The organism is Pseudomonas marginalis (genome assembly GCF_024169655.1).
Taxonomy (GTDB): Bacteria; Pseudomonadota; Gammaproteobacteria; order Pseudomonadales; family Pseudomonadaceae; genus Aquipseudomonas; species Aquipseudomonas paraveronii.
On sequence record NZ_JALJWV010000001.1, the window covers coordinates 816,745 to 841,516 of the forward strand.

At 62.7% G+C, this 24,772-nt stretch carries 18 protein-coding genes; 8 read left to right on the forward strand and 10 right to left on the reverse strand.

The window, feature by feature from the left end; all coding sequences use genetic code 11:
* The first annotated feature begins 213 nt into the window (after positions 1-213).
* From ptsP to J2Y83_RS03645, 4 genes are all read left to right on the forward strand, one after another.
* Complete coding sequence (gene ptsP / locus J2Y83_RS03630) at positions 214-3,072, forward strand: phosphoenolpyruvate--protein phosphotransferase (RefSeq protein ID WP_253393369.1); 2,859 nt, start codon at positions 214-216, stop codon at positions 3,070-3,072.
* A complete protein-coding gene (gene pfkB, locus J2Y83_RS03635; protein ID WP_253393370.1) occupies positions 3,073-4,014 on the forward strand; it encodes a 1-phosphofructokinase in 942 nt (313 codons plus the stop codon).
* Positions 4,015-4,025: 11 nt separating this feature from the next.
* Complete coding sequence (locus J2Y83_RS03640; protein WP_253393371.1) at positions 4,026-5,744, forward strand: PTS fructose-like transporter subunit IIB; 1,719 nt, start codon at positions 4,026-4,028, stop codon at positions 5,742-5,744.
* 191 nt (positions 5,745-5,935) lie between these two features.
* Positions 5,936-7,477 carry an alkaline phosphatase D family protein gene (locus tag J2Y83_RS03645; RefSeq protein ID WP_253393372.1) on the forward strand — a complete coding sequence of 514 codons (1,542 nt, stop codon included), beginning with the start codon at positions 5,936-5,938 and terminating at the stop codon, positions 7,475-7,477.
* 118 nt (positions 7,478-7,595) lie between these two features.
* Here J2Y83_RS03645 and J2Y83_RS03650 read toward each other — a convergent pair whose 3' ends face one another.
* Positions 7,596-10,121, reverse strand: a complete 2,526-nt coding sequence (locus J2Y83_RS03650) for a PepSY domain-containing protein (protein ID WP_253393373.1) — start codon at positions 10,119-10,121, stop codon at positions 7,596-7,598.
* Positions 10,122-10,255: 134 nt separating this feature from the next.
* Positions 10,256-12,541: a TonB-dependent receptor gene (locus J2Y83_RS03655; RefSeq protein ID WP_253393374.1), complete on the reverse strand. Its 2,286-nt coding sequence runs from the start codon at positions 12,539-12,541 to the stop codon at positions 10,256-10,258.
* A gap of 204 nt (positions 12,542-12,745) precedes the next feature.
* Between J2Y83_RS03655 and J2Y83_RS03660 the strand changes: the two genes are divergently transcribed.
* On the forward strand, positions 12,746-13,426 hold the full coding sequence (locus J2Y83_RS03660) for a Fe2+-dependent dioxygenase (protein ID WP_247395531.1): 681 nt from the start codon (positions 12,746-12,748) through the stop codon (positions 13,424-13,426).
* Positions 13,427-13,428: 2 nt separating this feature from the next.
* Positions 13,429-14,178, forward strand: coding sequence for a tetratricopeptide repeat protein (locus J2Y83_RS03665; protein ID WP_253393375.1), 750 nt, complete (start codon positions 13,429-13,431; stop codon positions 14,176-14,178).
* Between the two features lie 49 nt (positions 14,179-14,227).
* On the opposite strand, the gene J2Y83_RS03670 is transcribed toward J2Y83_RS03665, so the two are convergent.
* The 5 genes from J2Y83_RS03670 to J2Y83_RS03690 all read right to left on the reverse strand — a co-directional run bounded on the left by J2Y83_RS03670 (position 14,228) and on the right by J2Y83_RS03690 (position 19,319).
* Positions 14,228-15,391, reverse strand: coding sequence for a type III PLP-dependent enzyme (locus tag J2Y83_RS03670; RefSeq protein WP_253393376.1), 1,164 nt, complete (start codon positions 15,389-15,391; stop codon positions 14,228-14,230).
* 478 nt (positions 15,392-15,869) lie between these two features.
* The gene (locus tag J2Y83_RS03675) at positions 15,870-17,027 is read right to left on the reverse strand and encodes an osmoprotectant ABC transporter ATP-binding protein OsmV (RefSeq protein WP_247395525.1); all 1,158 of its coding nucleotides are present in this window, start codon (positions 17,025-17,027) and stop codon (positions 15,870-15,872) included.
* Positions 17,024-17,677 carry an ABC transporter permease gene (locus J2Y83_RS03680; protein WP_017845447.1) on the reverse strand — a complete coding sequence of 218 codons (654 nt, stop codon included), beginning with the start codon at positions 17,675-17,677 and terminating at the stop codon, positions 17,024-17,026. The genes J2Y83_RS03675 and J2Y83_RS03680 overlap by 4 nt, the downstream gene beginning before the upstream one ends.
* 11 nt (positions 17,678-17,688) lie before the next feature.
* Positions 17,689-18,582, reverse strand: a complete 894-nt coding sequence (locus J2Y83_RS03685; RefSeq protein ID WP_253393377.1) for a glycine betaine ABC transporter substrate-binding protein — start codon at positions 18,580-18,582, stop codon at positions 17,689-17,691.
* A 20-nt stretch (positions 18,583-18,602) separates the two neighbouring features.
* Complete coding sequence (locus J2Y83_RS03690; RefSeq protein ID WP_253393378.1) at positions 18,603-19,319, reverse strand: ABC transporter permease; 717 nt, start codon at positions 19,317-19,319, stop codon at positions 18,603-18,605.
* A 331-nt stretch (positions 19,320-19,650) separates the two neighbouring features.
* On the opposite strand from J2Y83_RS03690, the gene J2Y83_RS03695 reads away from it, so the two are divergent.
* Positions 19,651-21,234: a peptide chain release factor 3 gene (locus tag J2Y83_RS03695; protein ID WP_253393379.1), complete on the forward strand. Its 1,584-nt coding sequence runs from the start codon at positions 19,651-19,653 to the stop codon at positions 21,232-21,234.
* Positions 21,235-21,529: 295 nt separating this feature from the next.
* Entirely contained in the window at positions 21,530-21,796 is a 267-nt protein-coding gene (locus J2Y83_RS03700; protein ID WP_253393380.1) for a hypothetical protein, read from the forward strand.
* 106 nt (positions 21,797-21,902) lie between these two features.
* On the opposite strand, the gene J2Y83_RS03705 is transcribed toward J2Y83_RS03700, so the two are convergent.
* Genes J2Y83_RS03705 through J2Y83_RS03715 form a run of 3 tightly spaced genes read right to left on the reverse strand, consistent with a single transcriptional unit; the run spans position 21,903 to position 24,764 of the window.
* Positions 21,903-22,874, reverse strand: coding sequence for a peptide ABC transporter ATP-binding protein (locus J2Y83_RS03705; RefSeq protein WP_253393381.1), 972 nt, complete (start codon positions 22,872-22,874; stop codon positions 21,903-21,905).
* Positions 22,874-23,842 carry an ABC transporter ATP-binding protein gene (locus J2Y83_RS03710; protein ID WP_102617145.1) on the reverse strand — a complete coding sequence of 323 codons (969 nt, stop codon included), beginning with the start codon at positions 23,840-23,842 and terminating at the stop codon, positions 22,874-22,876. The genes J2Y83_RS03705 and J2Y83_RS03710 overlap by 1 nt, the downstream gene beginning before the upstream one ends.
* Before the next feature lie 10 nt (positions 23,843-23,852).
* Positions 23,853-24,764 carry an ABC transporter permease subunit gene (locus J2Y83_RS03715; protein ID WP_247395517.1) on the reverse strand — a complete coding sequence of 304 codons (912 nt, stop codon included), beginning with the start codon at positions 24,762-24,764 and terminating at the stop codon, positions 23,853-23,855.
* Positions 24,765-24,772: the final 8 nt, after the last annotated feature.

The window sequence follows — 24,772 nt, forward strand, 5'->3', positions numbered from 1 at the left end:
CTCAGGTGCCGAGAGGGTCTTCAAGGATGCGCAATTAACGCGTAATCTGCCATGCATTCTAGATTAAACGTTTCAGCAAGCGTATTTTTGCGATGTTCGCCACTGAGTGATTACTGCCAAGCGACTGCTCAGTCAGTTTATGCGTGAACGACTTTAGACTGATTTATTCAAAACAATACCTAGTGCGCCCGCCGCACTAACTAGGAGAACGGCATGCTTGAGCTCACCATAGAGCAGATATCCATGGGCCAGACGGCTGTGGATAAATCTGCTGCCTTGCACCTGCTCGCTGACAAACTGGTGGCCGGCGGCCTGGTCGCAGAGGGTTATCTCAGCGGCTTGCAAGGCCGTGAAGCCCAAGGCTCGACCTTTCTCGGCCAAGGTATTGCGATCCCCCACGGCACGCCCGAAACCCGCGACCAGGTGTTTTCCACCGGCGTGCGCCTGCTGCAGTTCCCCGAAGGGGTGGACTGGGGCGATGGCCAGATCGTCTACCTGGCGATCGGTATTGCCGCCAAATCCGATGAGCACCTGCGCCTGCTGCAACTGCTGACCCGCGCCCTCGGTGAAACCGACCTGGGCCAGGCGCTGCGCCGCGCCGCTTCCGCCGAAGCGTTGCTGAAACTGCTGCAGGGCGCGCCGCAGGAATTGGCGCTGGACGCGCAAATGATTGGGCTCGGTGTGTCCGCCGATGACTTTGAAGAACTGGTGTGGCGCGGCGCCCGCCTGCTGCGCCAGGCCGATTGTGTGAGCAATGGTTTTGCCGCCGTGTTGCAGCAGGTCGATGCGCTGCCCCTGGGCGATGGCCTGTGGTGGTTGCACAGCGAGCAGACCGTCAAGCGCCCGGGGCTGGCGTTTGTCACCCCGGACAAACCCATGCGTTACCTCGGCCAGCCGCTCAACGGCCTGTTCTGCCTGGCCAGCCTCGGCGAAGCGCACCAGACCTTGCTCGAACGCCTGTGTGCGTTGTTGATTGAAGGGCGTGGCCAGGAACTCGGCCGCGCCACCAGCAGCCGCGCGGTGCTTGAAGTGTTGGGCGGCGAGTTGCCGCCCGACTGGCCCAGCGCACGCATCGCCCTGGCCAACGCCCACGGCCTGCACGCACGGCCGGCGAAGATCCTCGCGCAACTGGCGAAGAGTTTTGACGGCGATATTCGCGTGCGCATCGTCGATGGCGCAGTGGGCGCCGTGTCGGTGAAAAGCCTGAGCAAGCTGCTCAGCCTCGGCGCCCGGCGTGGCCAGGTGTTGGAGTTTGTCGCGGAGCCGGCGATTGCCGGCGATGCGCTGCTCGCGTTATTGGCGGCGGTGCAAGAGGGGCTCGGCGAAGAGGTCGAGCCGCTGCCTGCCACGAGTGCGCAAGCCGTCGTCGTGGACCTCGAACCGGCGCTCAGCGCGCCGCTGGCCGGCAGCCAGATCCAGGCCATCGCCGCCGCCCCCGGCATCGCCATCGGCCCGGCGCATATCCAGGTGCTGCAACCGTTTGACTATCCGCTGCGGGGCGAGTCCTCGAGCATCGAACGCCAGCGCCTGCACGCCTCACTGGCGGACGTGCGCCGCGATATCCAGGGCTTGATCGAACGCAGCCAGGCCAAGGCGATCCGCGAGATTTTCATCACCCACCAAGAGATGCTCGACGACCCGGAACTGACCGACGACGTCGACACCCGCCTCAAACAGGGTGAAAGCGCCGAAGCCGCCTGGATGAGCGTGATCGAAGCCGCCGCCAAACAGCAGGAGTCGTTGCAGGACGCCCTGCTCGCCGAGCGCGCCGCCGACCTGCGCGACATCGGTCGCCGCGTGCTGGCGCAGTTGTGCGGTGTTGAAACCGCCCAGGAACCGAGCGAACCCTACATTTTGGTGATGGACGAAGTCGGCCCGTCGGATGTCGCACGCCTCGACCCGGCTCGCGTCGCTGGCATTCTCACCGCCCGTGGCGGCGCCACGGCCCACAGCGCCATCGTCGCCCGCGCCCTGGGCATTCCCGCGTTGGTGGGCGCCGGCCCGGCCGTGTTGCTGCTGGCCGCCGGTACGCCGTTGTTGCTCGACGGCCAGCGTGGCCGCCTGCATGTCGACGCCGACGCCGCGACCCTGCAACGCGCTACCGTCGAACGCGACACCCGTGAACAACGCCTGCAAGCCGCCTCGGCGCAGCGCCATCAGCCGGCCCTGACCCGCGATGGTCACGCCGTGGAAGTGTTCGCCAATATCGGCGAAAGCGCCGGCGTGGCGAGCGCGGTGGAGCAGGGCGCCGAAGGCATTGGCCTGCTGCGCACCGAACTGATTTTCATGGCCCACCCCCAGGCGCCGGACGAAGCGACCCAGGAAGCCGAATACCGCCGCGTACTCGACGGCCTCGGCGGTCGCCCGTTGGTGGTCCGCACCCTGGATGTGGGCGGCGACAAACCGCTGCCGTATTGGCCGATCGCCAAGGAAGAAAACCCCTTCCTCGGTGTGCGCGGCATTCGCCTCACGCTGCAACGCCCGCAGATCATGGAAGCGCAGTTGCGCGCGCTGCTGCGCTCGGCGGATAACCGGGCGCTGCGCATCATGTTCCCCATGGTCGGCAGCGTCGATGAGTGGCGCGCGGCACGGGACATGACGGAGCGCTTGCGCCTGGAAATCCCGGTGGCCGACCTGCAACTGGGGATCATGATCGAAGTGCCGTCCGCCGCATTGCTCGCGCCGGTGCTGGCCAAGGAAGTCGATTTCTTCAGCGTCGGCACCAACGACCTGACCCAGTACACCCTGGCCATCGACCGTGGCCACCCGACGCTGTCGGCCCAGGCCGATGGCCTGCACCCGGCGGTGTTGCAACTGATCGACATCACCGTGCGCGCCGCCCATGCCCATGGTAAATGGGTCGGCGTGTGCGGTGAGCTGGCCGCCGACCCGCTGGCGGTGCCGGTGCTGATCGGCCTCGGCGTGGATGAGTTGAGCGTGTCGGCCCGCAGCATTCCCGAGGTGAAGGCGCGGGTGCGTGAATTCAGTCTGAGCGAGGCCCAGAGCCTGGCCCAACAAGCACTCGCGGTGGGTTCGCCCGCCGAAGTGCGAGCCCTTGTGGAGGCCGTGTAGATGGCAAGGATTTTGACCCTGACGCTGAACCCGGCGTTGGACCTCACGGTACGCCTGGCGCGCCTGGAACCCGGTGAAGTCAATCGTAGCGAGGCGATGCTGACCCACGCCGCCGGCAAGGGCGTGAATGTCGCCCAAGTGCTGGCTGACCTCGGTCATCACGTCACCGTCGGCGGTTTTCTCGGCGCGGACAACCCCCAGGCCTTTGAGGCGCTGATCGCTCGCCGTGGGTTTGTCGATGCGTTCATCCGCGTGCCCGGCGAGACCCGTAGCAATATCAAGATTGCCGAACAGGGTGGCCGCGTCACCGACATCAATGCGCCGGGGCCGCAGGTCAGCGAGCAGGCACAGCAAGCGTTGCTCAATCAACTCACGTTGATTGCCCCGGGGCACGATGCGGTGGTGGTCGCCGGTAGTTTGCCGCGCGGCGTCAGCCCGCTGTGGTTCCAAGGCTTATTGGAACAACTGAAAAACCTCGGCTTGAAGGTCGCCCTGGACACCAGCGGCGAAGCCCTGCGCGCCGGGTTGAAGGCCAGCCCGTGGTTGATCAAGCCCAATACCGAAGAACTCGCCGAGGCCCTGGATTGCCCGACGGACTCCGTCGACCAACAGGCCCAGGCCGCCGAGCGTTTGCATGCCGAGGGCATCGAGCATGTGGTGATTTCCCACGGTGCCGACGGCGTGAACTGGTTCAGCCCCGGCACGGCGCTGCACGCCACGCCGCCGAAGGTCAGCGTCGCCAGCACCGTCGGCGCAGGTGATTCGCTGCTGGCCGGGATGCTCCACGGTTTGCTCGGTTTCGATGTGCCCGAAACGACCTTGCGCCGCGCCACGGCAATTGCCGCGATGGCCGTCACGCAGATCGGTTTTGGCATCAGCGATGACGCGCAGTTGGCGCGTCTCGAAAGCGGCGTCCATGTGCGCCCGCTGACAGAACAATAAGAGGGTTTGTGATGAATTTAGCCATTGTTACCGCCTGCCCGAACGGCATGGTCACCAGTGTGCTCTGTGCCCGTTTGCTTGACGCCGCCGCGCAGCGCCAGGGCTGGAGCACCAGCGTCGAAGTGGTGGACGTGCAGCACCCGGAACGCCAGCTGTCCCAGGCCACGCTCGATGCCGCCGAGTGGGTGTTGCTGGTCAGCAGCACGCCGGTGGAGATGCAGCGGTTTGTCGGCAAGCGCGTGTTCCAGAGCACCCCGGCCCAGGCCTTGCAGGACGTCGAGGCCGTGTTGCGCCGTGGCGCCGAAGAGGCCCAGGTGTATGTCGCCAGCCAAGCCCCGGCGGCAACGAAACAGGCCCCGCGGATTGTCGCGATTACCGCCTGCCCGACTGGCGTAGCCCACACCTTCATGGCCGCCGAAGCGTTGCAGCAGACCGCCAAGCGCCTGGGCTATGACTTGCAGGTGGAAACCCAGGGTTCGGTCGGCGCACGCACACCGTTGAGCCCGCAAGCGATTGCCGAGGCCGACGTGGTGTTGCTGGCGGCGGATATCGAAGTCGCCACCGAGCGCTTCGCCGGCAAGAAGATCTACCGCTGCGGCACCGGCATTGCCCTCAAGCAAGCCGAAGCGACTCTCAACAAGGCCCTGGCCGAAGGCGTCGTGGAAAGCGCGGCGAGCGGGGCGGTGGCCAAGTCGGAAAAAACCGGGGTCTACAAACACCTGTTGACCGGCGTGTCGTTCATGTTGCCGATGGTGGTGGCGGGCGGTTTGTTGATCGCCTTGTCGTTCGTGTTCGGCATCCATGCCTTTGAAGAAAAAGGCACCCTGGCGGCGGCGCTGAAAACCGTCGGTGACCAGGCCTTCATGCTGATGGTGCCGCTGCTCGCTGGCTATATCGCCTACTCGATTGCCGACCGCCCTGGCCTGGCGCCCGGCATGATCGGCGGGTTGTTGGCCGGTACGTTGGGCGCGGGCTTTATCGGCGGGATTGTTGCCGGTTTCCTTGCCGGTTACTGCGTCAAGCTGATCACCCGCGCGGTGCGCCTGCCGCAAAGCCTGGAGCCGCTCAAGCCGATCCTGATCATCCCATTGCTGGCGAGCCTGTTCACGGGCCTGGCGATGATCTATCTGGTGGGCCCGCCGGTGGCGCGGCTGCTCACCGGCCTGACCGACTTCCTCAGCACGATGGGCACCACCAATGCCGTGCTGCTTGGCATCCTGCTCGGCGGCATGATGTGCGTTGACCTGGGCGGGCCGATCAACAAGGCCGCGTATGCGTTCTCCGTCGGCTTGCTGGCGGCGTCCAGCGGTGCGCCGATGGCCGCCACCATGGCGGCCGGTATGGTGCCGCCGATTGGGATGGGCATCGCGACCTTCCTGGCCCGGCGCAAGTTTGCCCAGACCGAACGCGAGGCCGGCAAGGCCGCGATGATTCTGGGCCTGTGCTTTATCTCCGAAGGCGCGATTCCGTTTGCCGCCAAGGACCCGCTGCGGGTGATCCCGGCCAGCATCGCCGGCGGCGCGTTGACCGGTGCGCTGTCGATGTACTTCGGCTGCAAACTGGCGGCGCCCCATGGCGGCTTGTTTGTGCTGATCATTCCGAATGCGATGAACCATGCGCTGCTGTACTTGCTGGCGATAGTCGCCGGTAGCGTGTTGACGGGGCTGGTGTACGCGCTGATCAAACGCCCGGAAGCGGTGGAACTGGCGGTCACCGCAGTCAAGGCCTGACACTGTTGAAAATGTCGGAGGGGGCTTGCCCCCGATGGCGATGTGTCAGTCACCCATGAATTGACTGATCCACCGCCATCGGGGGTAAGCCCCCTCACACATTTAGATTTGTGAGGCCTTGAAGGCGGTGTCATATCGGCTTCATCCCCGCGTGTTCAAATTTCCCTTTTGATACTCAAGAGGGCACTTGTATGAGCCACTTCGATCTCAGCCGCCGCCGCGTGATGCAAGCCGTCGGCGCCGGTCTGTTGCTGCCGGGGCTGGCGCCGGCGGTGATCGCGTCGGTCAAGGACCGGCCGCAACTCACCGATGGCGTGCAGTCCGGCGACCTGCTCGGCGACCGCGCAATGATCTGGAGCCGCAGCGACCGCCCGGCGCGGATGGTGGTGGAGTGGGACACCCGCAGTGTGTTCAGCAACCCCCGTCGATTCGTCTCGCCGCTGGCCGACAACCGCAGCGACTTTACCGCCCGCGTCGAACTCACCGGGCTGCCCGCCGACCAGGCGATTTTCTACCGCGTGCAGTTCGAAGATGCCCAGACCGGCGTCGCCAGCGAGCCCTGGTTCGGCCACCTGCGCAGCGTGCCGCAACAGCGTCGTGACATTCGTTTTGTGTGGAGCGGCGACACCGTCGGCCAAGGTTTCGGCATCAACCCGGACATCGGCGGCATGCGCATCTACGAAGCCATGCGTCTGCGCCTGCCGGACTTTTTTATCCACAGCGGCGACACCATCTACGCTGACGGCCCGGTGCCGGCGCAACTGACCACCGAAGGCGGGCGCATCTGGCGCAACATCACCACCGAGGCCAAGAGCAAAGTCGCTGAAACCCTCGATGAGTATCGCGGCAATTACCGCTACAACCTGCTGGATGAAAACGTGCGGCGCTTCAACGCCGAAGTGCCGCAGATCTGGCAGTGGGACGACCACGAGGTGGTGAACAACTGGTCGCCGAGCAAGCAGCTCGATGAGCGTTACCAGACCCGGGACATCAACACCCTGGTCGGCCATGCGCGTCAGGCCTGGCTGGAATATTCACCCATGCGTCGGCAAAGCGCCGACGGCGGCGGGCGGATCTATCGCAAGCTCAGTTACGGCCCGCTGCTGGATGTGTTCGTGCTCGACATGCGCAGCTATCGCGGGCCCAACGATGACAACCTGGGCGGCGCAAAACCGTTCCTCGGCCGAGAGCAACTGGACTGGCTCAAGCGCGAACTCAAGGCCTCCCAGGCCCGATGGAAGGTGATCGCCGCCGACATGCCCATCGGCCTCGGCGTGCCCGACGGCGAAGTCAGCCCAGGCGTGCCGCGCTGGGAAGCGATCGCCAACAACGACCCCGGCCCGGCCCAGGGCCGCGAATTGGAAATCGCCGAGCTGCTCGGGTTTCTGCGCGCGCAGCAGGTGCGCAACCATGTGTGGTTGACGGCGGATGTGCATTACTGCGCGGCGCATCACTACCACCCGGATCGGGCGGCGTTCCAGGACTTCGAGCCGTTCTGGGAGTTTGTCGCAGGGCCGCTGAATGCGGGGAGCTTCGGGCCTAATCCGCTGGATAAAACCTTTGGCCCGCAGGTGGTGTTCGAGAAAGCACCGCCGGCGCAGAACACCTCGCCGTTTGCCGGGTTCCAGTTTTTTGGCGAAGTGCAGATCGATGGGCAGACGGCGGAGTTGACGGTGATGCTGCGTGATCTGGATGGGGTTTCAGTGTTCGAGCAAAAGCTGCAACCGGTCTGATTGAGGGTGCAGTAAAAAACTGATTGGAGTGCAGTCAAAAACTGACTTGGAATACAGTCAAAAACTGTGGGAGGGGGCTTGCCCCCTCCCACATGGGTTCTTCAGTGTTTGCAGGATCTCAGTAGACATCCCGGCGATAGCGGCCCTGTTCGATCAAGCGCTCCACCGCTTCACGGCCTAGGATATCAATCAACGCCTGATCCACCCCCGCAGCCATCCCCTGCAAACTGCCACACACGTAGATCGCCGCGCCGTCCGCCAGCCATCGCCGCAACACGTCCGCCGATTCGCGCAGGCGATCCTGTACGTAGATCTTTTCCTCCTGGTCGCGGGAAAACGCCAGGTCCAGCAGCGCCAGGTCACCGCTGGCCAACCAGCCTTGCAGTTCGTCCTGGCACAGGTAGTCGTGGGCGATTGTGCGTTCGCCGAACAGCAGCCAATTGCGCTGCTGGCCATCGGCAATGCGCGCCTTGAGCAAGCTGCGCAAACCGGCCAGGCCAGTGCCGTTGCCCAGCAGGATCAACGGCGCAGGTGCGTCCGGCAGGTGGAAAGCACTGTTGCGGCGCAAGCGCAGGGTGATGCTCGAACCGAGGGCCGCGTGTTCGGTCAGCCAGCCCGAGCCCAGGCCGAGTGTGCCGTCTGGATGACGTTCCTGGCGCACGATCAACTCCAGCACGCCGTCGCTGGGAATCGAGGCGATGGAGTATTCGCGCATGCCCAGGGGCGCCAGCGCGCTCACCAGCGCCTGGGCATGCAGGCCCACCAGATGGGCGCGGTTGTCCGGCAGTTGGCGGGTGGCCAGGGCCTGGTCGAGGGTGTGGGCCAGGCCGTCGATCAGCACGCTCTCGCGGCTGGCCAGGCCCAGGCCCTCGAGGAACTGCGTAATGGCCCCGGTGCCGTTGCGCGGCAGGATTTCCACCAGGTCGCCAGCGATCCAGCTTTGTGCCGATGGCACGGACAGTTCCAGCATGTAGACCGCCGAACCGGCACTGCCAGGATTGAGCAGGGTGCGCTGGTTCAAGCTGCAGTTTTCATACTGTGTACTCGGCCACGCTGCTGTCGGCGCATGCCCGGTGAGTTGGCCCAGTTGTTGTTGCCAGTGCTGCAGGGCGCGGGTGTCGCCGCTGTCGACTTCCACGGGGGCGAACAACGGGTTGCCGCCCTGGTTGGTCAGCCAGAAATGCAGACGCCGGGCAAAGCCGCAGAAGTGCGTGTACTGGCGATCGCCGAGGGCCAGTACCGAGTAGTTCAAGCCCTTGAGGGACAGGTCCTGGCCGAGCACGCTGCGCTCGAAGCCACGGGCGCTGTCGGGGGCTTCACCGTCGCCGAAGGTGCTGACCACGAACAGCGCGTTTTCTGACTGGCGCAGTTGGTCCTGGCTGACGCTGCCCAGCGGCTGCACGTTCACCGGCAAGCCGGCAGCCTGCAATTGCCCGGCGGTCTGCCAGGCCAGTTGTTCGGCAAAACCGCTCTGGCTGGCAAAGCCGATCAGCCAGGCCGGTGCATGGCTGTGGTTGGCACCGAGGCTATTGCGGGCATCGCGTACCTGGCGCTTTTTACGGCGACGGTCGAGGTACAGCAGCCAGCCGGTGATGAAGAACAGCGGCATGCACAGCGAGCTGACGGTGAGGATGATCCGCCCCACCAGGCCGAAGTAACTGCCGGTGTGCAGTGCATAAATGCTGGTCAGCAATTGAGCCTTGAGGCTTTTGCTGGCGTAGCGGTCGTGGGATTTCACCGTGCCGGTCGCAGGGTCCAGGTTGATCTGGTTCAGCGCGCGGTCGTGGGGCGAATCTTTCAGCAGGTAAAACACCGTGGCCGGCTGCCCGGCGACCGCCGGCATGCGGATGTTGTAGGCGCTCAAGCCTGGGCCGGCGCTGCTGTAGATGCTGCTCCAGATTGCCTCGTAGTTGGCCTCCGGCGCCGGGCCTTGCGGCGGCGGGCCGCGTTTGCGCATCCGTTCATTCTGCGGGGCGTCGGACAGCAGCTTGTTCAGACCCTGGTTGTACCATTCGTAGGACCAGGACAAGCCGGTCAGCGCCGCCAACAGATAGAACAGCAGGCACCAGGTGCCGAACACCGAGTGCAGGTCCCAATTGAAACTGCGGCCCTTTTTGCGCCAGTCCAGGGTCAGCCACGCGCGCCAGCTCGCCACCTGGCGCGGCCAGCGCAGGTACAAGCCGGAGAGACAGAAGAACAGCAGGATCAGCGTGCAGGCCCCGGTGATTTGCCGACCGGTGTCGCCCATCGCGAGGAAGCGGTGCAGTTGCAGGATAAACCCGAACACGTCCTGGCCGACGGCGTCGCCCATGTAGTTGCCGGTGTAGGGATCGAAGTAACGCATCTGGCCGCGCCGTTCGCCCGGCGGTGGGGTGAAGAACACGCGCGCGGCGCTGCCGCTGTCGGTTTCCACCCACAGCATCGACACGGTTTTGCCTTCGCTGGCTTCGAGCTTGCGCACCAGCTCGGCGGGCGGCAGTACCCCGGCCTCGCGTTTTTCCACGCTCAGTACGCTGGGGTTGAGCGCGCGCAATAGTTCATCCTGGAACGACACCGCCGCCCCGGTGATCCCCATCAAGGCCAGCACCAGCCCGGCAGTGATGCCGAAGAACCAGTGCAACTGGAACAGGGTTTTCTTCAACACGTCGGACCGCCTCGCTCATCTGGGTATCTGTAGCACGGCGCGCATTATGCCGTGGGTTGTCGAGAAACTTTGTTGTTTAGCACGCAAAAGCCCCACGCATCCGATGCGTGGGGCTTTGGCTTCTGGTTGACCGCTTAGAAGTGGAAGCTGGTGGTCAACAGTGCGGTGCGCCCCGCCGCCTGGTTGGCGAAGTGGGTCGAGAAGGCCTTGTCGTAGTAGGTCTTGTCGGTCAGGTTCTGCACGTTCAGTTGCAGGTCGACGTTCTTGGTCAGCTTGTAGCTGGCCATGGCGTCGTAGCGGGTGTAGGAGGGTACATACACGGTGTTGCCAACATCGCCGTAGACCTCGTCGACATAGAACGCACCGCCGCCGATGGTCAGTTTCGACGTGATGTCGTAGGTGGTCCACAGGCTGAAGGAATTCTTCGGCGTATTGGGCATTTGGTTGCCCTCGTTGGAACCGGCGCTGACCACCCCGTTGCGCCCGTTGCGCCCGGCTTTGACCAGCTCGCTGTCGAGGTAGCTGTAGCCGGCGAACACTTGCCATTGATCCGTGAGTTTGCCGCTGGCCGAGAGTTCGATGCCGTCGACTTGGGATTCGCCGGCGTTCTGGTAGGTCAGGGCATCGACCAGAATGCGGGTGTTCTTCTTCTCGGTGCGGAATACCGCAGCCGTCAGCGAAAGGCGGTTGTGGAACAGATCCCACTTGGTGCCCAGCTCGTAGTTGACGGTTTCTTCCGGTTGCAGGTCGCTGGTGGCGGCGCCGGCGGACAGGGGGTTGCCGTCGGAGCCTTCACCCACCAGGCCACCGGCTGGGGTCGCCGAGGTGGCGTAGGACGCATAGATGCTGGCGTTCTCCACCGGTTTCCAGACCAGGCCGCCCTGCCAGTTGAAGAATTGGCTGTCTTCCTTGATCTTGGTGCGCCCGGCGGTGGCGTTGGTGTTGGCCACGGTGTCGAAGGTGTCGTAGCGCAGGCCGACGTTCAGCAGCCATTTCGGGTCCAGTTCGATGGTGTCGAACACGTAGGCGCCGCGGCTGGTGGCTTTGGTGTTGGTGCCGTTGTAGTTGCGCGCGATGCTGCCGGTCCAGGCGTCGTCCGGGTTCGGGTTGCTCAGCGAGGTGCATTGGCCGCCCAGGCTGCCTTTGGCCACGGTGCAGATCGGGTTGGCGTTGGGGCTGATGGTGTAGCTGCTGACACGGGTTTCTTCGCCGGTGAATTCGAGGCCGGTGGAGTAGGTGTTCTTGAAGCCCAGCGCCTGGAAACTGCCGAACAGGTCGGTCTGGTTGGTGGTGGTCTCGGTGGTCGACACGCGGCTGTTGGCGCGGCGCCAGACGGTGCCGAACTTGTTGACGTTGAGTTTGCTGTCGTCCGGCTGCGTGAGGATATAGTCCTGGCCGGTGTTGCCATGGCGCAGGGTGTTTTTCAGCGTCATGTTGTCGTTCAGGTCATGTTCGACGGACACCGTGCTGATATCGGCGCGGGTCTTGCGGAAGTCGCGGCTCTTGAGGCCGTAGAAGTTATTGCTGTCGCCGCCGTCGTTGGGTTTGTCATGCCTGTGGGCGGTGGCGGTCGCGGAGCCGTAGCCGTAGGGAATCCCCGAGTCCGGCAGGTCGTCGCTTTCCATGTGGTAGTAGCTGACGTTGACGCGGGTCGGCGTGCCCAGGCCGAAGGTCAGCGACGGCGCCACGCCCCAGCGGTCGTAGTTCACCGCGTCGCGGCCAGCCACGTTCTGCTCGTGGCTCATCAGGTTCAGGCGGAACGCGGCGCTGTCGTCGAGGAATTGGCGGTTGACGTCGAGCACGTAGCGGCGGGTCTGGTCGGAACCGTAGGTGAAGCCGCCGTTGGTGAAGTCCCGCGCCTGGGGCGTCTTGCTCACCAGGTTGAGGCTGCCACCGGCCGAGCCACGCCCGCCGAACGAGGAGTTCGGGCCTTTGCTGACTTCGATCGATTCAATGTCGAAGATCTCACGGCTCTGGCCGCCGGTATCGCGCACGCCGTCCAGGTAGGTGTCGCCCTGGGCGTCAAAACCGCGGATGAACGGGCGGTCGCCCTGGGGGTTGCCGCCTTCACCGGCGCCAAAGGTAATGCCGGGCACGGTGCGCAAGGCATCCTGCAGCGAGGTGGCAGCGGTGTCCTTGAGCACTTGCTGCGGCACCACGGTGACCGAGCGCGGCGTGTCCACCAGCGGCGCGGTGTATTTTTGCGAAGAGGCTTTCTCGACCTGATAGGAGGTGGCGTCCTGTTCTTCCCCGGTGATGCTGGTGGCGCCCAGGGAGATGCTGTTGCGCTGGCCTTTCTGTTCGGTGTCTTCGGCCGCTTGCGCCAGATGGGCGACGGAGCTGGCGCCGAGAGCAACGCCGATGGCCGAAGCCAGCAAGCGTGGTGAACTGGCAGGTGTTTTTAAGCAAGTGCGCGACATGACGTGTCCTTTCCCCAAGGATGTGAGGCCGCGGAATATAGATTGAACAAGACTTTGTATCAATTGCGATTCATTGCTATTCGTACTGAATTTACATTCTTTACACTTCCCCCTTACGGTTTTTACGATCTCGCTCGTCTATGTGTTTTACAGAGTGGATAAGAATCAATACCATTAACGTCTTTCCTCTCTCAGGTATTGACCATGTTGCTGCATATTCCCGGCCTGTTCTCTCGTGAGGAAGTGCAGCGCATCCGCCAAGCGCTGGAAGCCGCCGACTGGGCCGACGGTAAAATCACCGCCGGGTACCAGTCCGCCAAGGCCAAGCACAACCTGCAATTGCCCGAAGGCCACCCGCTGGCCAAGGAAATCGGCGCGGCGATGCTTGAGCGGTTGTGGCAAAACCCGCTGTTCATGTCGGCGGCGTTACCGCACAAAGTCTTCCCACCGCTGCTTAACTGCTACACCGCCGGGGGCAGTTTCGACTTCCACATCGACAATGCCGTGCGCCAGCCCAAGGGCAGCCATGAGCGGGTGCGCACCGACCTGTCGTCCACGCTGTTCTTCAGCGACCCGGAGGAATACGACGGCGGTGAACTGGAGATCCAGGACACCTTCGGCCTGCAACGGGTCAAACTGCCCGCCGGCGACATGGTGCTCTACCCCGGTTCCAGCCTGCACAAAGTCAACGCCGTGACCCGTGGCGCGCGCTACGCCTCGTTTTTCTGGACCCAAAGCCTGGTGCGCGAAGACAGCCAGCGCACCTTGCTGTTCGAGATGGACGGCGCGATCCAGCAACTGAGCGCGGATGTCCCCGACCACCCGGCGTTGATCCAGCTCACCGGCACTTACCACAACCTGTTGCGTCGCTGGGTCGAGGTCTGAGCATGGGGTTTTTATTGCGCCGTGAAGAAGTGCTCAACGTCGAACAGTTGCAGCGCATGCTCGACGACTCACCGGTGCGCGCCGCCCAGGCGATCCTGATCGCGGCCAAGGAGGGCGTGGTCGATGCCCAGGCCTTGCTCGGGCAGATCCTCTTGGAAGGGCGCGGCATCGAGCGCGATGAAGCGCTGGCACTGCGCTGGTTCCAGATCGCGGCGCAGGGCGGGCACCTGATGGCGCGCAATATGTTGGGGCGTTGCCGGGAGCATGGCTGGGGTTGCACCGCCGACGAAGCAGCGGCGGCGCGGGAATATCAGCTTGCGGCCGAAGCCGGGTTGGATTGGGGGCAGTACAACTACGCCAACCTGCTGGCCACCGGTCGCGGCGTCGCAGAGGATCAAGCACACGCGCTGAGGTGTTATCGCCAGGCGGCGGAGCAGGGCCACGCGAAGTCGATGAACCTGTTGGGGCGCTATCTGGAAGAGGGCCGGTTTTGCCCGAGGGATCTGGACGCTGCCGTGGCGTGGTATCGACGTTCGGCCGAAGCCGGGGATTTCCGTGGGCAGTTCAGTTATGCGGCGGTGCTGGCCGACAGCGGCCAGATCGAGGCGGCGCTGGCGTGGCTGCGCAAGGCGCTGGCAGGCGGCAATTTGAAGTTTTTGCGGGTGGCGCACAAGGCGCTGGCGGCAGCGAATGATCCGCGGATTCGGGCGATGGCCGATGCCTATGAGCAACGTGCTCTGACCTGTTTCTGAGCTATAAAAAACCCATGACAGGTCATGGGTTTTTTGTTTTAGGGCCGTCTTACACGTAGTACGACTTCAACGGTGGAAAGCCATTGAATTCAACCGCGCTGTAGCTGGTGGTGTACGCACCGGTCGACAACCAGTACATCCGATCACCGATTGCCAGGTTCAACGGCAGGCCGTATTTGTAGTTTTCGTACATGATGTCGGCGCTGTCGCAGGTAGGACCGGCGATCACCACTTCTTCCATCTCGCCTTTCTTCTCGGTCCAGATCGGGAACTTAATCGCTTCGTCCATGGTTTCGATCAGGCCGGAGAACTTGCCCACGTCGGTGTACACCCAACGCTCGACGGCGGTACGCGATTTACGTGCAACCAGTACCACTTCGCTGACCAGGATGCCGGCGTTGGCGATCAACGAACGGCCCGGCTCCAGGATGATTTCCGGCAGGTCGTCGCCGAAATCTTCCTTGAGGAAACGGATGATTTCTTCAGCGTAGGTTTCCAGGCTGTTGGTGCGGGTGATGTAGTTGGCCGGGAAGCCGCCGCCCATGTTGATCAGCTTGAGGTGGATGCCGTCTTCTTCCTTCAGGCGCTCGAAGATCACTTTGACCTTGGCGATCGCCGCGTCCCACACACTGATGTCGCGCTGTTGCGAGCCGACGTGGAACGAGAGGCCATACGGCACCAGGCCCAGGTCACGCGCCAGGATCAGCAGGTCCATGGCCATGTCGGTCTGGCAGCCGAATTTACGCGACAAAGGCCAGTCAGCCGTGGTCGAGCCTTCGGTGAGGATACGCACATAGATTTTCGAGCCCGGTGCGGCCTTGGCAATGTTGCGCAGGTCGGCTTCGGAGTCGGTGGAGAACAGACGCACGCCCTTATCATAGAAGTAGCGGATGTCCTTGGACTTCTTGATGGTGTTGCCGTAGCTGATACGGTCGGCGCTGACGCCGCGGTCCATCACTTTGTCGAGCTCGTAGATCGAGGCGATGTCGAAGCTCGAGCCCTTGTCTTTCAACAGGTCGATGATCTCGACGGCCGGGTTGGCCTTGACCGCGTAATAGATTTTGGCGAATTCGAAACCGGCGCGCAGGTCATCGTAGGCCTGGCTGATCATCGCGGTGTCGATCACCACGAACGGGGTTTCTTGCTTGTCGGCGAACGCCTTCATTTTGTCAAAAGTGGCGCGCGCGAAATAATCTTCGACGTTGATCGACATGCTTGGGGACTCCTAAGGGCAAACTGTATTAATCAATGGGTGCAAATGAACGTCCTCCGTATCCCCACTTTGGTTCGCCTACTTCCCAAGGCATGTCGCCGAAAGCAAAAAGGCCATGGGATCAACCGCTTCCCTTGGCCTTGCTGTCTCGTCGTCAGTACTTGAGCCGGATGGATCGTTTCCAGCATGGACGTTCGGCGCGAACTTTAGGACGTGAGGGGCTTGAGATCAACTAAAAATGTCGCGTTTTTGCACGCGTTCGTCGCGGGACCGCGTGCAGCTACTTATGTAACCGACAGGTGTGACGGATTGATGTTCCCCGCAGGCGGATAATTAGGGGGATTTCCCTGACACACCACAGGCCAAATGTGGGAGGGGGCTTGCCCCCGATGGCAGTGTGTCAGTCATGAATATAGTGACTGATACCCCGCGATCGGGGGCAAGCCCCCTCCCACAGTTTTAAGCGTGTTGTGTCAGGTCAGGCCAGGGCGGTCTCGGCAGGCGAAACGATACTGGTCTTGCCGCCACGCGACTTGCCGGAGCTCAGGTACTCGGCAATCGATTCCTGGGTCACTTCGCCCAAAAACACTCGCTCGGCATCCATCACCGGCAACCACGAGCGGTTGAACTCGTACATGCGCGACAACAGGATGCGCAAGTGCTCGTCATACGCCGCCGTGGCGTTGAACTCGAGCAGGTATTGACCGCAGGTGCCGGTCTGACGGTGCAGGTCGCGACGTCGCACATAACCCAGCGCCTTGTTCTCGGCGCAGGTAACCACCACATAGCGGCGGTCGAGTTCGTCCATCAGCTCCAGGGCGTCGGCCACCGGGGTTTCCGGGCTGACCGACGGGGCGTTGTCCGCTGCATCTTCGGCTTTTACCAGCAGCAGACGCTTGAGGGTGCTGTCCTGGCCGACGAAGTTGCTGACGAACTCGTCCACCGGGTGCGCCAGCAGGGTGTCCGGGTGGTCGATCTGCAGCAGCTTGCCGGCGCGGAAAATGGCGATCTTGTCACCCAGCTTGATGGCTTCGTCGATGTCGTGGCTGACCATGATCACGGTCTTGTTCAGCGCGCGCTGCATCTCGAAAAATTCGTTCTGGATCATTTCGCGGTTGATCGGGTCGACCGCGCCGAACGGCTCATCCATCAGCAGCAACGGCGCATCCGCCGCCAGCGCACGGATCACGCCGATGCGCTGTTGTTGGCCACCGGACAGTTCGCGCGGATAGCGGTGCAGGTACTGCTTGGGTTCCAGCTTGATCATGCTCATCAACTCGCGGGCGCGGTCGTGGCATTTCTGCTTGTCCCAGCCCAGCAGCTTGGGCACGACCACGATGTTTTCCTCGATGGTCATGTTCGGGAACAGGCCGATCTGCTGGATCACGTAGCCGATGTTGCGCCGCAGGGTCACTTCGTCCAGGTCGGTGGTGTCTTCGCCGTTGATCAGGATCTTGCCCGAGGTGGGCTTGATCAGGCGGTTGATCATTTTCAGCGTGGTGCTCTTGCCGCAGCCCGAAGGCCCCAGGAATACGCAAATCTCGCCTTCATTGACGGTCAGGCTTACGTCGTTCACGGCGGAGACAGTTTTGCCGTTGCTTTGAAAAGTCTTGGTCAGGTGTTGAAGTTCGATCATTTGAGCAGTCCTTTTGGAGTCAGCGAGCGTTGCAGCCATTGCAGAAGCAGGTCGGCGAAGATGGCCAGGAGACTGACCAGTACGGCGCCGACGATCAGCATCGACATGTCGCTGCGGCTGATGGAAGCCAGAATAAGTACACCCAGGCCGCCGGCGCCGATGGTGGCGGCGATGGTCATCACGCCGATGTTCATCACCACGGCGGTGCGCACCCCGGCGAGGATCACCGGCACGGCGATGGGCAGTTCGACCATGCGCAGGCGCTGGCCGAAGGTCATGCCGATGCCTTTGGCGGCTTCGCGGATGCCCGGTTCCACGCCGGTCAGGGCCAGGTAGGTGTTACGCATGATCGGCAGCAGGGAGTAGAGGAACACGGCGGTGATCGCCGGCATCGGCCCCAGGCCCTGGCCGAATTTGGAGTAGAACGGCAGCAGCAGGCCGAACAGGGCGATGGACGGCACGGTGAGCAGCACGGTGGCGCTGGCTTGCAGCGGGCCGGCCAGGCTCGGGAAACGGGTCATCAGCACGCCGAGGGGCACGCCGACGACAATCGCGAGGATCACGGCGATACCGACCAGGGTGATGTGCTGCCAGGTCAGGTGCAGGACTTGGGCCCAATCAAGATGGGAAAAGGCGTTTAAAAATTCCATGTCTTCTCCTTTTAGTTGATGGGGTGTTGGCGCAGGAAGTCGGCGGCAACAGCGGACGGGCTTTCATGGTCGACGTCGACCCGCGCGTTCAACTGGCGCATGGTTGTATCGTCGAACAATGCGGACAGTGGCTTCAGATCGGCGGCCAGTTGCGGATGAGCGTCCAGATACACCTGACGCACCACCGGCGCGGCGGTGTAGTCCGGGAAGTAATGCTTGTCGTCTTCGAGCAGCTTCAATTTGAAGGCATTCAGGCGACCGTCGGTGGTGTACACCAAGCCGGCAAACACCTGGCCGTTACGCAGCGCGGTGTAGACCAGGCCGGCGTCCATCTGCCGGGTGTTTTTGCGGGTCAGGTTCATGTCGTACAGCTTGACCATGCCGCCCATGCCGTCGGAACGGTTGGCGAATTCGGTGTCCAGGGCCACCAGGCGTGTGCCCTTGGTTTTTTCCGCCAAGGCCTGGGTCAGATCGCTGATCGTGTTGATCTGCGGGAATTCCTGGGCCACGTTCTCAGGCAAAGCCAGCGCGTAGGTGTTGCTGAATTTCGACGGAGACAGCCAGACCAGGCCTTTTTTCGCGTCGAGTTCTTTTACCCGAGCGTAGGACTGTGCGCTGTCGAGCTTCTCGTCCACATGGTTGTAGGCCACCAGCGACACGCCGGTGTATTCCCAGATCAGGTCCAGTTGCCCGCTTTCCTGGGCACTGCGCGCCAGGTTGCTGCCCAGGCCGCCGGTCACGCGGGTGTCGTAACCTTTGGTGCGCAAGTATTGGGAAGTGATTTCGGCGAGCAGGGTCTGTTCGGTGAACACCCGTGCGCCGATGCGGATCACTGGTTTTTCAGCGGCTTGCGCGAACCCTGCAAACAGCAGGACGCAGCTCAATATCAATGTCAGTTTTTTCATATCGGTTCCTTTGCCAAGCCTTAAGACGCGCGCACTCCGCGTTCCAGCCAGAGGCGGCTGGCCATGGTCACCAGGCCGTCGAGCAGCAAGGCCAACAGCGCGGTACACGCGGCGCCGAGCAGCAATTGCGGCTGATTGTTCAGGGCGATGCCGGGGAAAATCAGGCTACCCAGGCTGTTGGCGCCGATCAGGAAGGCCAGCGGCGCGGTGCCGACGTTGATCGCCAGGGCCACGCGCACGCCGCCGATGATGATCGGCACGGCGTTCGGCAACTCGACGCGAAACAGCACCTGGCGCGGGGTCATGCCGATGCCGGTGGCGGCTTCTTTCAGCGAACCCTGGACGTTTTTCAGGCCTTCGTAGGTGTTGCGCACGATGGGCAGCAAGGAGGCGAGGAACAGCGCGAAGATCGCCGGGCCGCTGCCGATGCCGAGGACGCCGAGGGCGATGGCCAGTACGGCCAGGGGAGGGACGGTGTTGCCGATGTTGAAGATCTGCATGAAGCGTTCGGCGCGCCCGACCATGTTCGGGCGGCTGAGCAGAATACCGGCGGGGATGCCCACAATCAGGGCCGCCAGCATGGAGACTAGGACGAGAATCAGGTGAGCTTGCAGGTAAAACAACAAATCGTCGCGGTACAGTTCGATCGTGTTGATGCCAATCCAGTGGACCAGCAGGGCCAGGAGAGCGACGACAACCGCTCCTCCTATCAGCCCTTTGCCATAGCGAATAGCCACAGGCGGACTCCTTTTTTCTTCTGTCGGCGAACACATTCCTTCGTGGCATGCCATGCCTGGCTGCCTTCAAATGTGGTCGCGAAAAGCAGCTCGCCCATGCCGGCAAAAGCGGCATAAGGTCAAGCCATGAGCGCAGCCTCGTCAGGCTAACTTGCTGATTTTTCAGCCCCTGTTTCGAGTGCGATAGCAGGGGAGTGGACGTCTCTACCTTTTAAAAGGTTCCATACTTGGCAGTATTTAGCCACCCCCAACCGGGTGAACGGTGGTCCGGCACCCTGGGTTTGCGCTATACTCGCCGCCCTTTTTTGACTCACCTGCCAGGCGATTTCCCATGACCCACCAGGCCGCCGAAGTCGCGAAACGCCGCACTTTCGCCATTATTTCCCACCCCGATGCCGGTAAAACCACCATCACCGAGAAGCTCTTGCTGATGGGCAAGGCAATCGCAGTGGCCGGCACGGTGAAATCCCGCAAATCCGACCGCCATGCCACCTCCGACTGGATGGAAATGGAAAAACAACGGGGTATTTCCATTACCACGTCGGTCATGCAGTTCCCGTATCGCGATCACATGATCAACCTGCTCGACACCCCGGGCCACGAAGACTTCTCCGAAGACACCTACCGCACCCTGACCGCGGTGGACTCGGCCTTGATGGTCCTCGACGGCGGTAAGGGCGTCGAGCCACGCACGATTGCGTTGATGGACGTCTGTCGTCTGCGCGACACGCCGATCGTCAGCTTTATCAACAAACTCGACCGCGACATCCGCGACCCGATCGAGTTGTTGGATGAAATCGAAGCCGTCCTGAAGATCAAGGCCGCGCCGATCACCTGGCCGATCGGTTGCTACCGCGACTTCAAGGGTGTGTACCACCTGGCCGACGACTACATCATTGTCTACACCGCCGGCCACGGTCACGAACGCACCGATGTGAAAATCATCGAGAAGCTTGACTCCGACGAAGCCCGCGCCCACCTGGGCGATGAGTACGAGCGTTTTGTCGACCAACTGGAACTGGTGCAGGGCGCCTGCCACGAATTCAACCAGCAGGAATTCCTCGACGGCCAACTGACCCCGGTGTTCTTCGGCACCGCGTTGGGCAACTTCGGTGTCGACCACGTGCTCGACGCTGTGGTGGACTGGGCTCCGCGCCCGCTGGCCCGGGTCGCCAACGAGCGTACCGTGGAGCCGGTGGAAGACAAATTCGCCGGCTTCGTGTTCAAGATCCAGGCGAACATGGACCCCAAACACCGCGACCGTATCGCCTTTATGCGCATCTGCTCCGGCAGATACGAAAAAGGCATGAAGATGCGCCACGTGCGTACCGGCAAGGACGTGCGCATCGGCGACGCCCTGACGTTCTTCTCCTCCGAGCGTGAACAGCTCGAAGAAGCCTACGCCGGCGACATCATCGGCCTGCACAACCACGGCACCATCCAGATCGGCGACACCTTCACCGAAGGCGAAACGCTGGGCTTCACCGGCATCCCGCACTTCGCCCCGGAACTGTTCCGCCGCGTGCGCCTGCGCGACCCGCTCAAATCCAAGCAACTGCGCCAAGGCTTGCAGCAACTGGCGGAAGAGGGCGCGACCCAGGTGTTCTTCCCCGAGCGCAGCAACGACATCATCCTCGGCGCCGTCGGTGTGCTGCAGTTCGATGTGGTCGCCAGCCGCTTGAAAGAGGAATACAAGGTCGAATGCTCCTACGAGCCAATCACCGTGTATTCGGCGCGTTGGATCGAGTGCAGCGATAAGAAGAAGTTGGAAGAGTTCTCCAACAAAGCCGTGGAAAACCTCGCGGTGGACGGCGGCGGTCACCTGACCTACCTGGCCCCGACCCGGGTCAATTTGGCACTGATGGAAGAGCGTTGGCCGGATGTGAAATTCCGGGCTACTCGCGAGCACCATTAAGGTCTGAGCGGTAAAGAAAAGGGCGAAGCTGTCATGGCTTCGCCCTTTTTCATGGGCACGACAAAACAATATATGGGAGGGGCGGTGCGACGATTCGACTTGCTCCTGATAGCGGTGGATCAGCCACTCTCTGTGCTGGCTGATCCACCGCTATCGGGAGCAAGCTCCCTCCCACATTTGTTGATATTCACCCGGTATGGGATTGGCGAGAACCCGGCATCGGGACTAGCGTCAACGCTGGCGGCACTAAACAGCCGTCGTGCGGGATTCACCTACTGACTGGAGGGGATCGACCATGAGTATTGTTCAACGCGTCGTGCTGTTGCTAAAGGTGCTGGTGCTGTTGTCGTTGGGAATGTCGACGGCCTGGGCACATAACCCGGTGCAGAGCGGGGCAGCGGTGTCTGCGGTTCAGAGTGGGCAGGGCAAGGGCCTGCAACTGGCCAAGTCTGAAGCGGAGCCCGGCGATGAAGACCAGGGCGGCAGCAAGGGCGATGACGACTCCACCACCGACGAGCCGGGCGATGACAACCCGGATGATGAAGGCGATAGCCAGACATAGATCCGGAGAAAAAAAGCCCCTCCCACCAGGCTGATGCGCAACCTGACGGGAAGGGCTGTAGAACGTTGTGTCACCGCGCTCCCCACACGGGAGCGCGGTGGTCGTTTCAGGCGACGAACTGCTCCGCATAGTGGCAAGCCACCTGGCGGTTATCCAACGGCCGCAACTGCGGCTCCTCGCTGCTGCAACGCTCGGTCGCATACGGGCAGCGTTTGTGGAAGGCGCAGCCGGATGGTGGGTTCAGTGGGTTGGGCAACTCGCCGACGATCTTGATCTTCGGCTTGTTCGGGTCCGGGTGAATGGTCGGGGTCGCCGACAGCAGTGCCTGGGTGTACGGGTGCAAGGGGCGGGCGTAGATGTCGTCCTTGGGGCCGACTTCCACCGGGCGGCCGAGGTACATCACCATCACGTCGTCGGCAACGTGTTGCACCACCGCGAGGTTGTGGGAAATGAACACGTAGGCGGTGTTGAATTCCTGCTGCAGGTCCATGAACAGGTTAAGCACCTGGGCCTGGATCGACACGTCCAATGCCGAGGTCGGTTCATCTGCCACCAGCACTTTGGGTTGCAGCATCATGGCGCGGGCCAATGCGATGCGCTGGCGCTGGCCGCCGGAGAACATGTGCGGGTAGCGCTGATAATGCTCAGGGCGCAGGCCCACTTGCTTCATCATCGCCTGGACCTTTTCGCGGCGCTCGGCAGCGGACAGGTTGGTGTTGATCAGCAGCGGTTCGCCGAGTTGATCGCCGACTTTCTGCCGTGGATTCAGCGAGGCATACGGGCTCTGGAACACCATCTGCACGTCTTTGCGCAGTTGCTTGCGCTGCGCCTTGTCGGCGCCGGTGACTTCCTGGCCGGCGATTTTCAACGAGCCTGAAGACGGTTCTTCAATCAGCGTCAGCGCACGGGCCAGGGTGGATTTGCCGCAACCCGACTCGCCTACAACCGCGAGGGTCTTGCCGGCTTCCAGCTCAAAGGACACGCCGTTGAGGGCGCGCACGGTGGCGTGGCCCTTGAACAGGCCACGGGACACTTCGTAGTGACGGGTCAGGTCGCGGGCGGTAAGAACGACGGCCATTACGCCACCTCCTGGTTCAAGGGGTAGAAGCAGCGCGCGAGGCTGTTCGATTTAGGGTCCAGGCCCGGGCGGGTCTGGCGGCAGCTGTCTTGCACGTAGGGGCAACGCGGCGACAACAGACAGCCTTGCGGGCGGTCATAACGGCCGGGCACGATGCCGGGCAGCGTGGCCAGGCGCGCGGCACCGAGGCTGTGCTCCGGGATCGCCTTGAGCAGCGCTTCGCTGTAGGGATGCGCCGGAATATCGAACAGTTGCGGCACCTGGCCGACTTCCACCGCTTGGCCGGCGTACATCACGCACACGCGCTGGGCGGTTTCCGCCACGACCGCGAGGTCGTGGGTGATCAGCACCAGGCCCATATTCTGCTCTTTTTGCAGGGCCAGCAGCAGGTCCATGATCTGCGCCTGGATGGTCACGTCGAGCGCGGTGGTCGGTTCGTCGGCGATCAGCAACTTCGGTTCGCCGGCAATCGCCATGGCGATGGCCACACGCTGGCTCATACCGCCGGACAGTTGGTGCGGGTAGGCGTCCATCCGGCTGGCAGCGCCAGGGATCTCGACTTTTTCCAGCAGTTCGATGGCGCGCTTGCGCGCTTGCTTGCTGGACATCTTCAGGTGCAGGCGCAGCACTTCTTCGATCTGGAAACCCACGGTGTAGCTGGGGTTCAGCGCGGTCATCGGGTCCTGGAAGACCATCGCCAGGTCTTTGCCGACGATTTGCCGACGCTGGCGGTTGCTCAGCTTGAGCATGTCCTTGCCGTCGAAGTTCAGGGCGTCGGCGGTGACGATGCCGGGGTGCTCGATCAGGCCCATCAGCGCCATCATGGTCACGGATTTACCCGAGCCCGACTCGCCCACGATCGCCAGGACTTCGCCTTTGTCGACGCTAATGTCGAGGCCGTCGACCACCGGTACGGCGGTCTTGTCGCCGAAGCGCACGTTGAGATTCTTGATTTCTAACAGTGACATGGGAATCTCCTCAGGCGGCGTTCTTGAGTTTCGGGTCCAGCGCATCGCGCAGGCCGTCGCCCATCAAGTTGATTGCCAGCACGCTGAGCAAAATGGTCAGACCCGGCAGGCTCACGACCCACCAGGCGCGTTCGATGTAGTCACGGGCCGACGCCAGCATGGTGCCCCACTCCGGCGTTGGCGGTTGCACGCCCAAGCCGAGGAAGCCCAGGGCGGCGGCATCGAGGATCGCCGAAGAGAAACTCAAGGTCGCCTGCACGATCAGCGGCGCCATGCAGTTGGGCAGCACGGTGATGAACATCAGGCGCGGCAGGCCGGCACCGGCCAGGCGGGCGGCGGTCACGTAGTCGCGGTTCAGTTCGCCCATCACCGCAGCGCGGGTCAAACGCACGTAGGACGGCAGCGACACGATGGCGATGGCGATCACGGTGTTGATCAGGCCAGGGCCGAGGATCGCGACAATGGCAACGGCCAGCAGCAGCGACGGCAGGGCCAGCATGATGTCCATCAGGCGCATGATGGTCGGGCCGAGCAGGCGCGGGAAGAACCCGGCGAACAGCCCGAGCAGGATGCCCGGAATCAGCGACATCACCACCGACGACAAGCCGATCAGCAGCGACAGGCGCGAGCCCTGGATCAGGCGCGAGAGCAAGTCACGGCCGAGTTCGTCGGTGCCGAGCAGGAACTGGATCTGCCCGCCTTCCAGCCACGACGGCGGGGTCAGCAGGAAGTCACGGTATTGCTCGCTGGGGTTGTGCGGCGCGACCCAGGGGGCGAAGAGCGCGCAGAACACAATCAGCAGCATAAACAGCAGGCCGGCCACTGCGCCTTTGTTTTGGGAGAAGGCTTGCCAGAATTCTTTGTACGGGGACGGGTACAGCAGGCTTTGATCGACTGCTGACACTGGAGTGGGTGTGGTCATGGTCATGA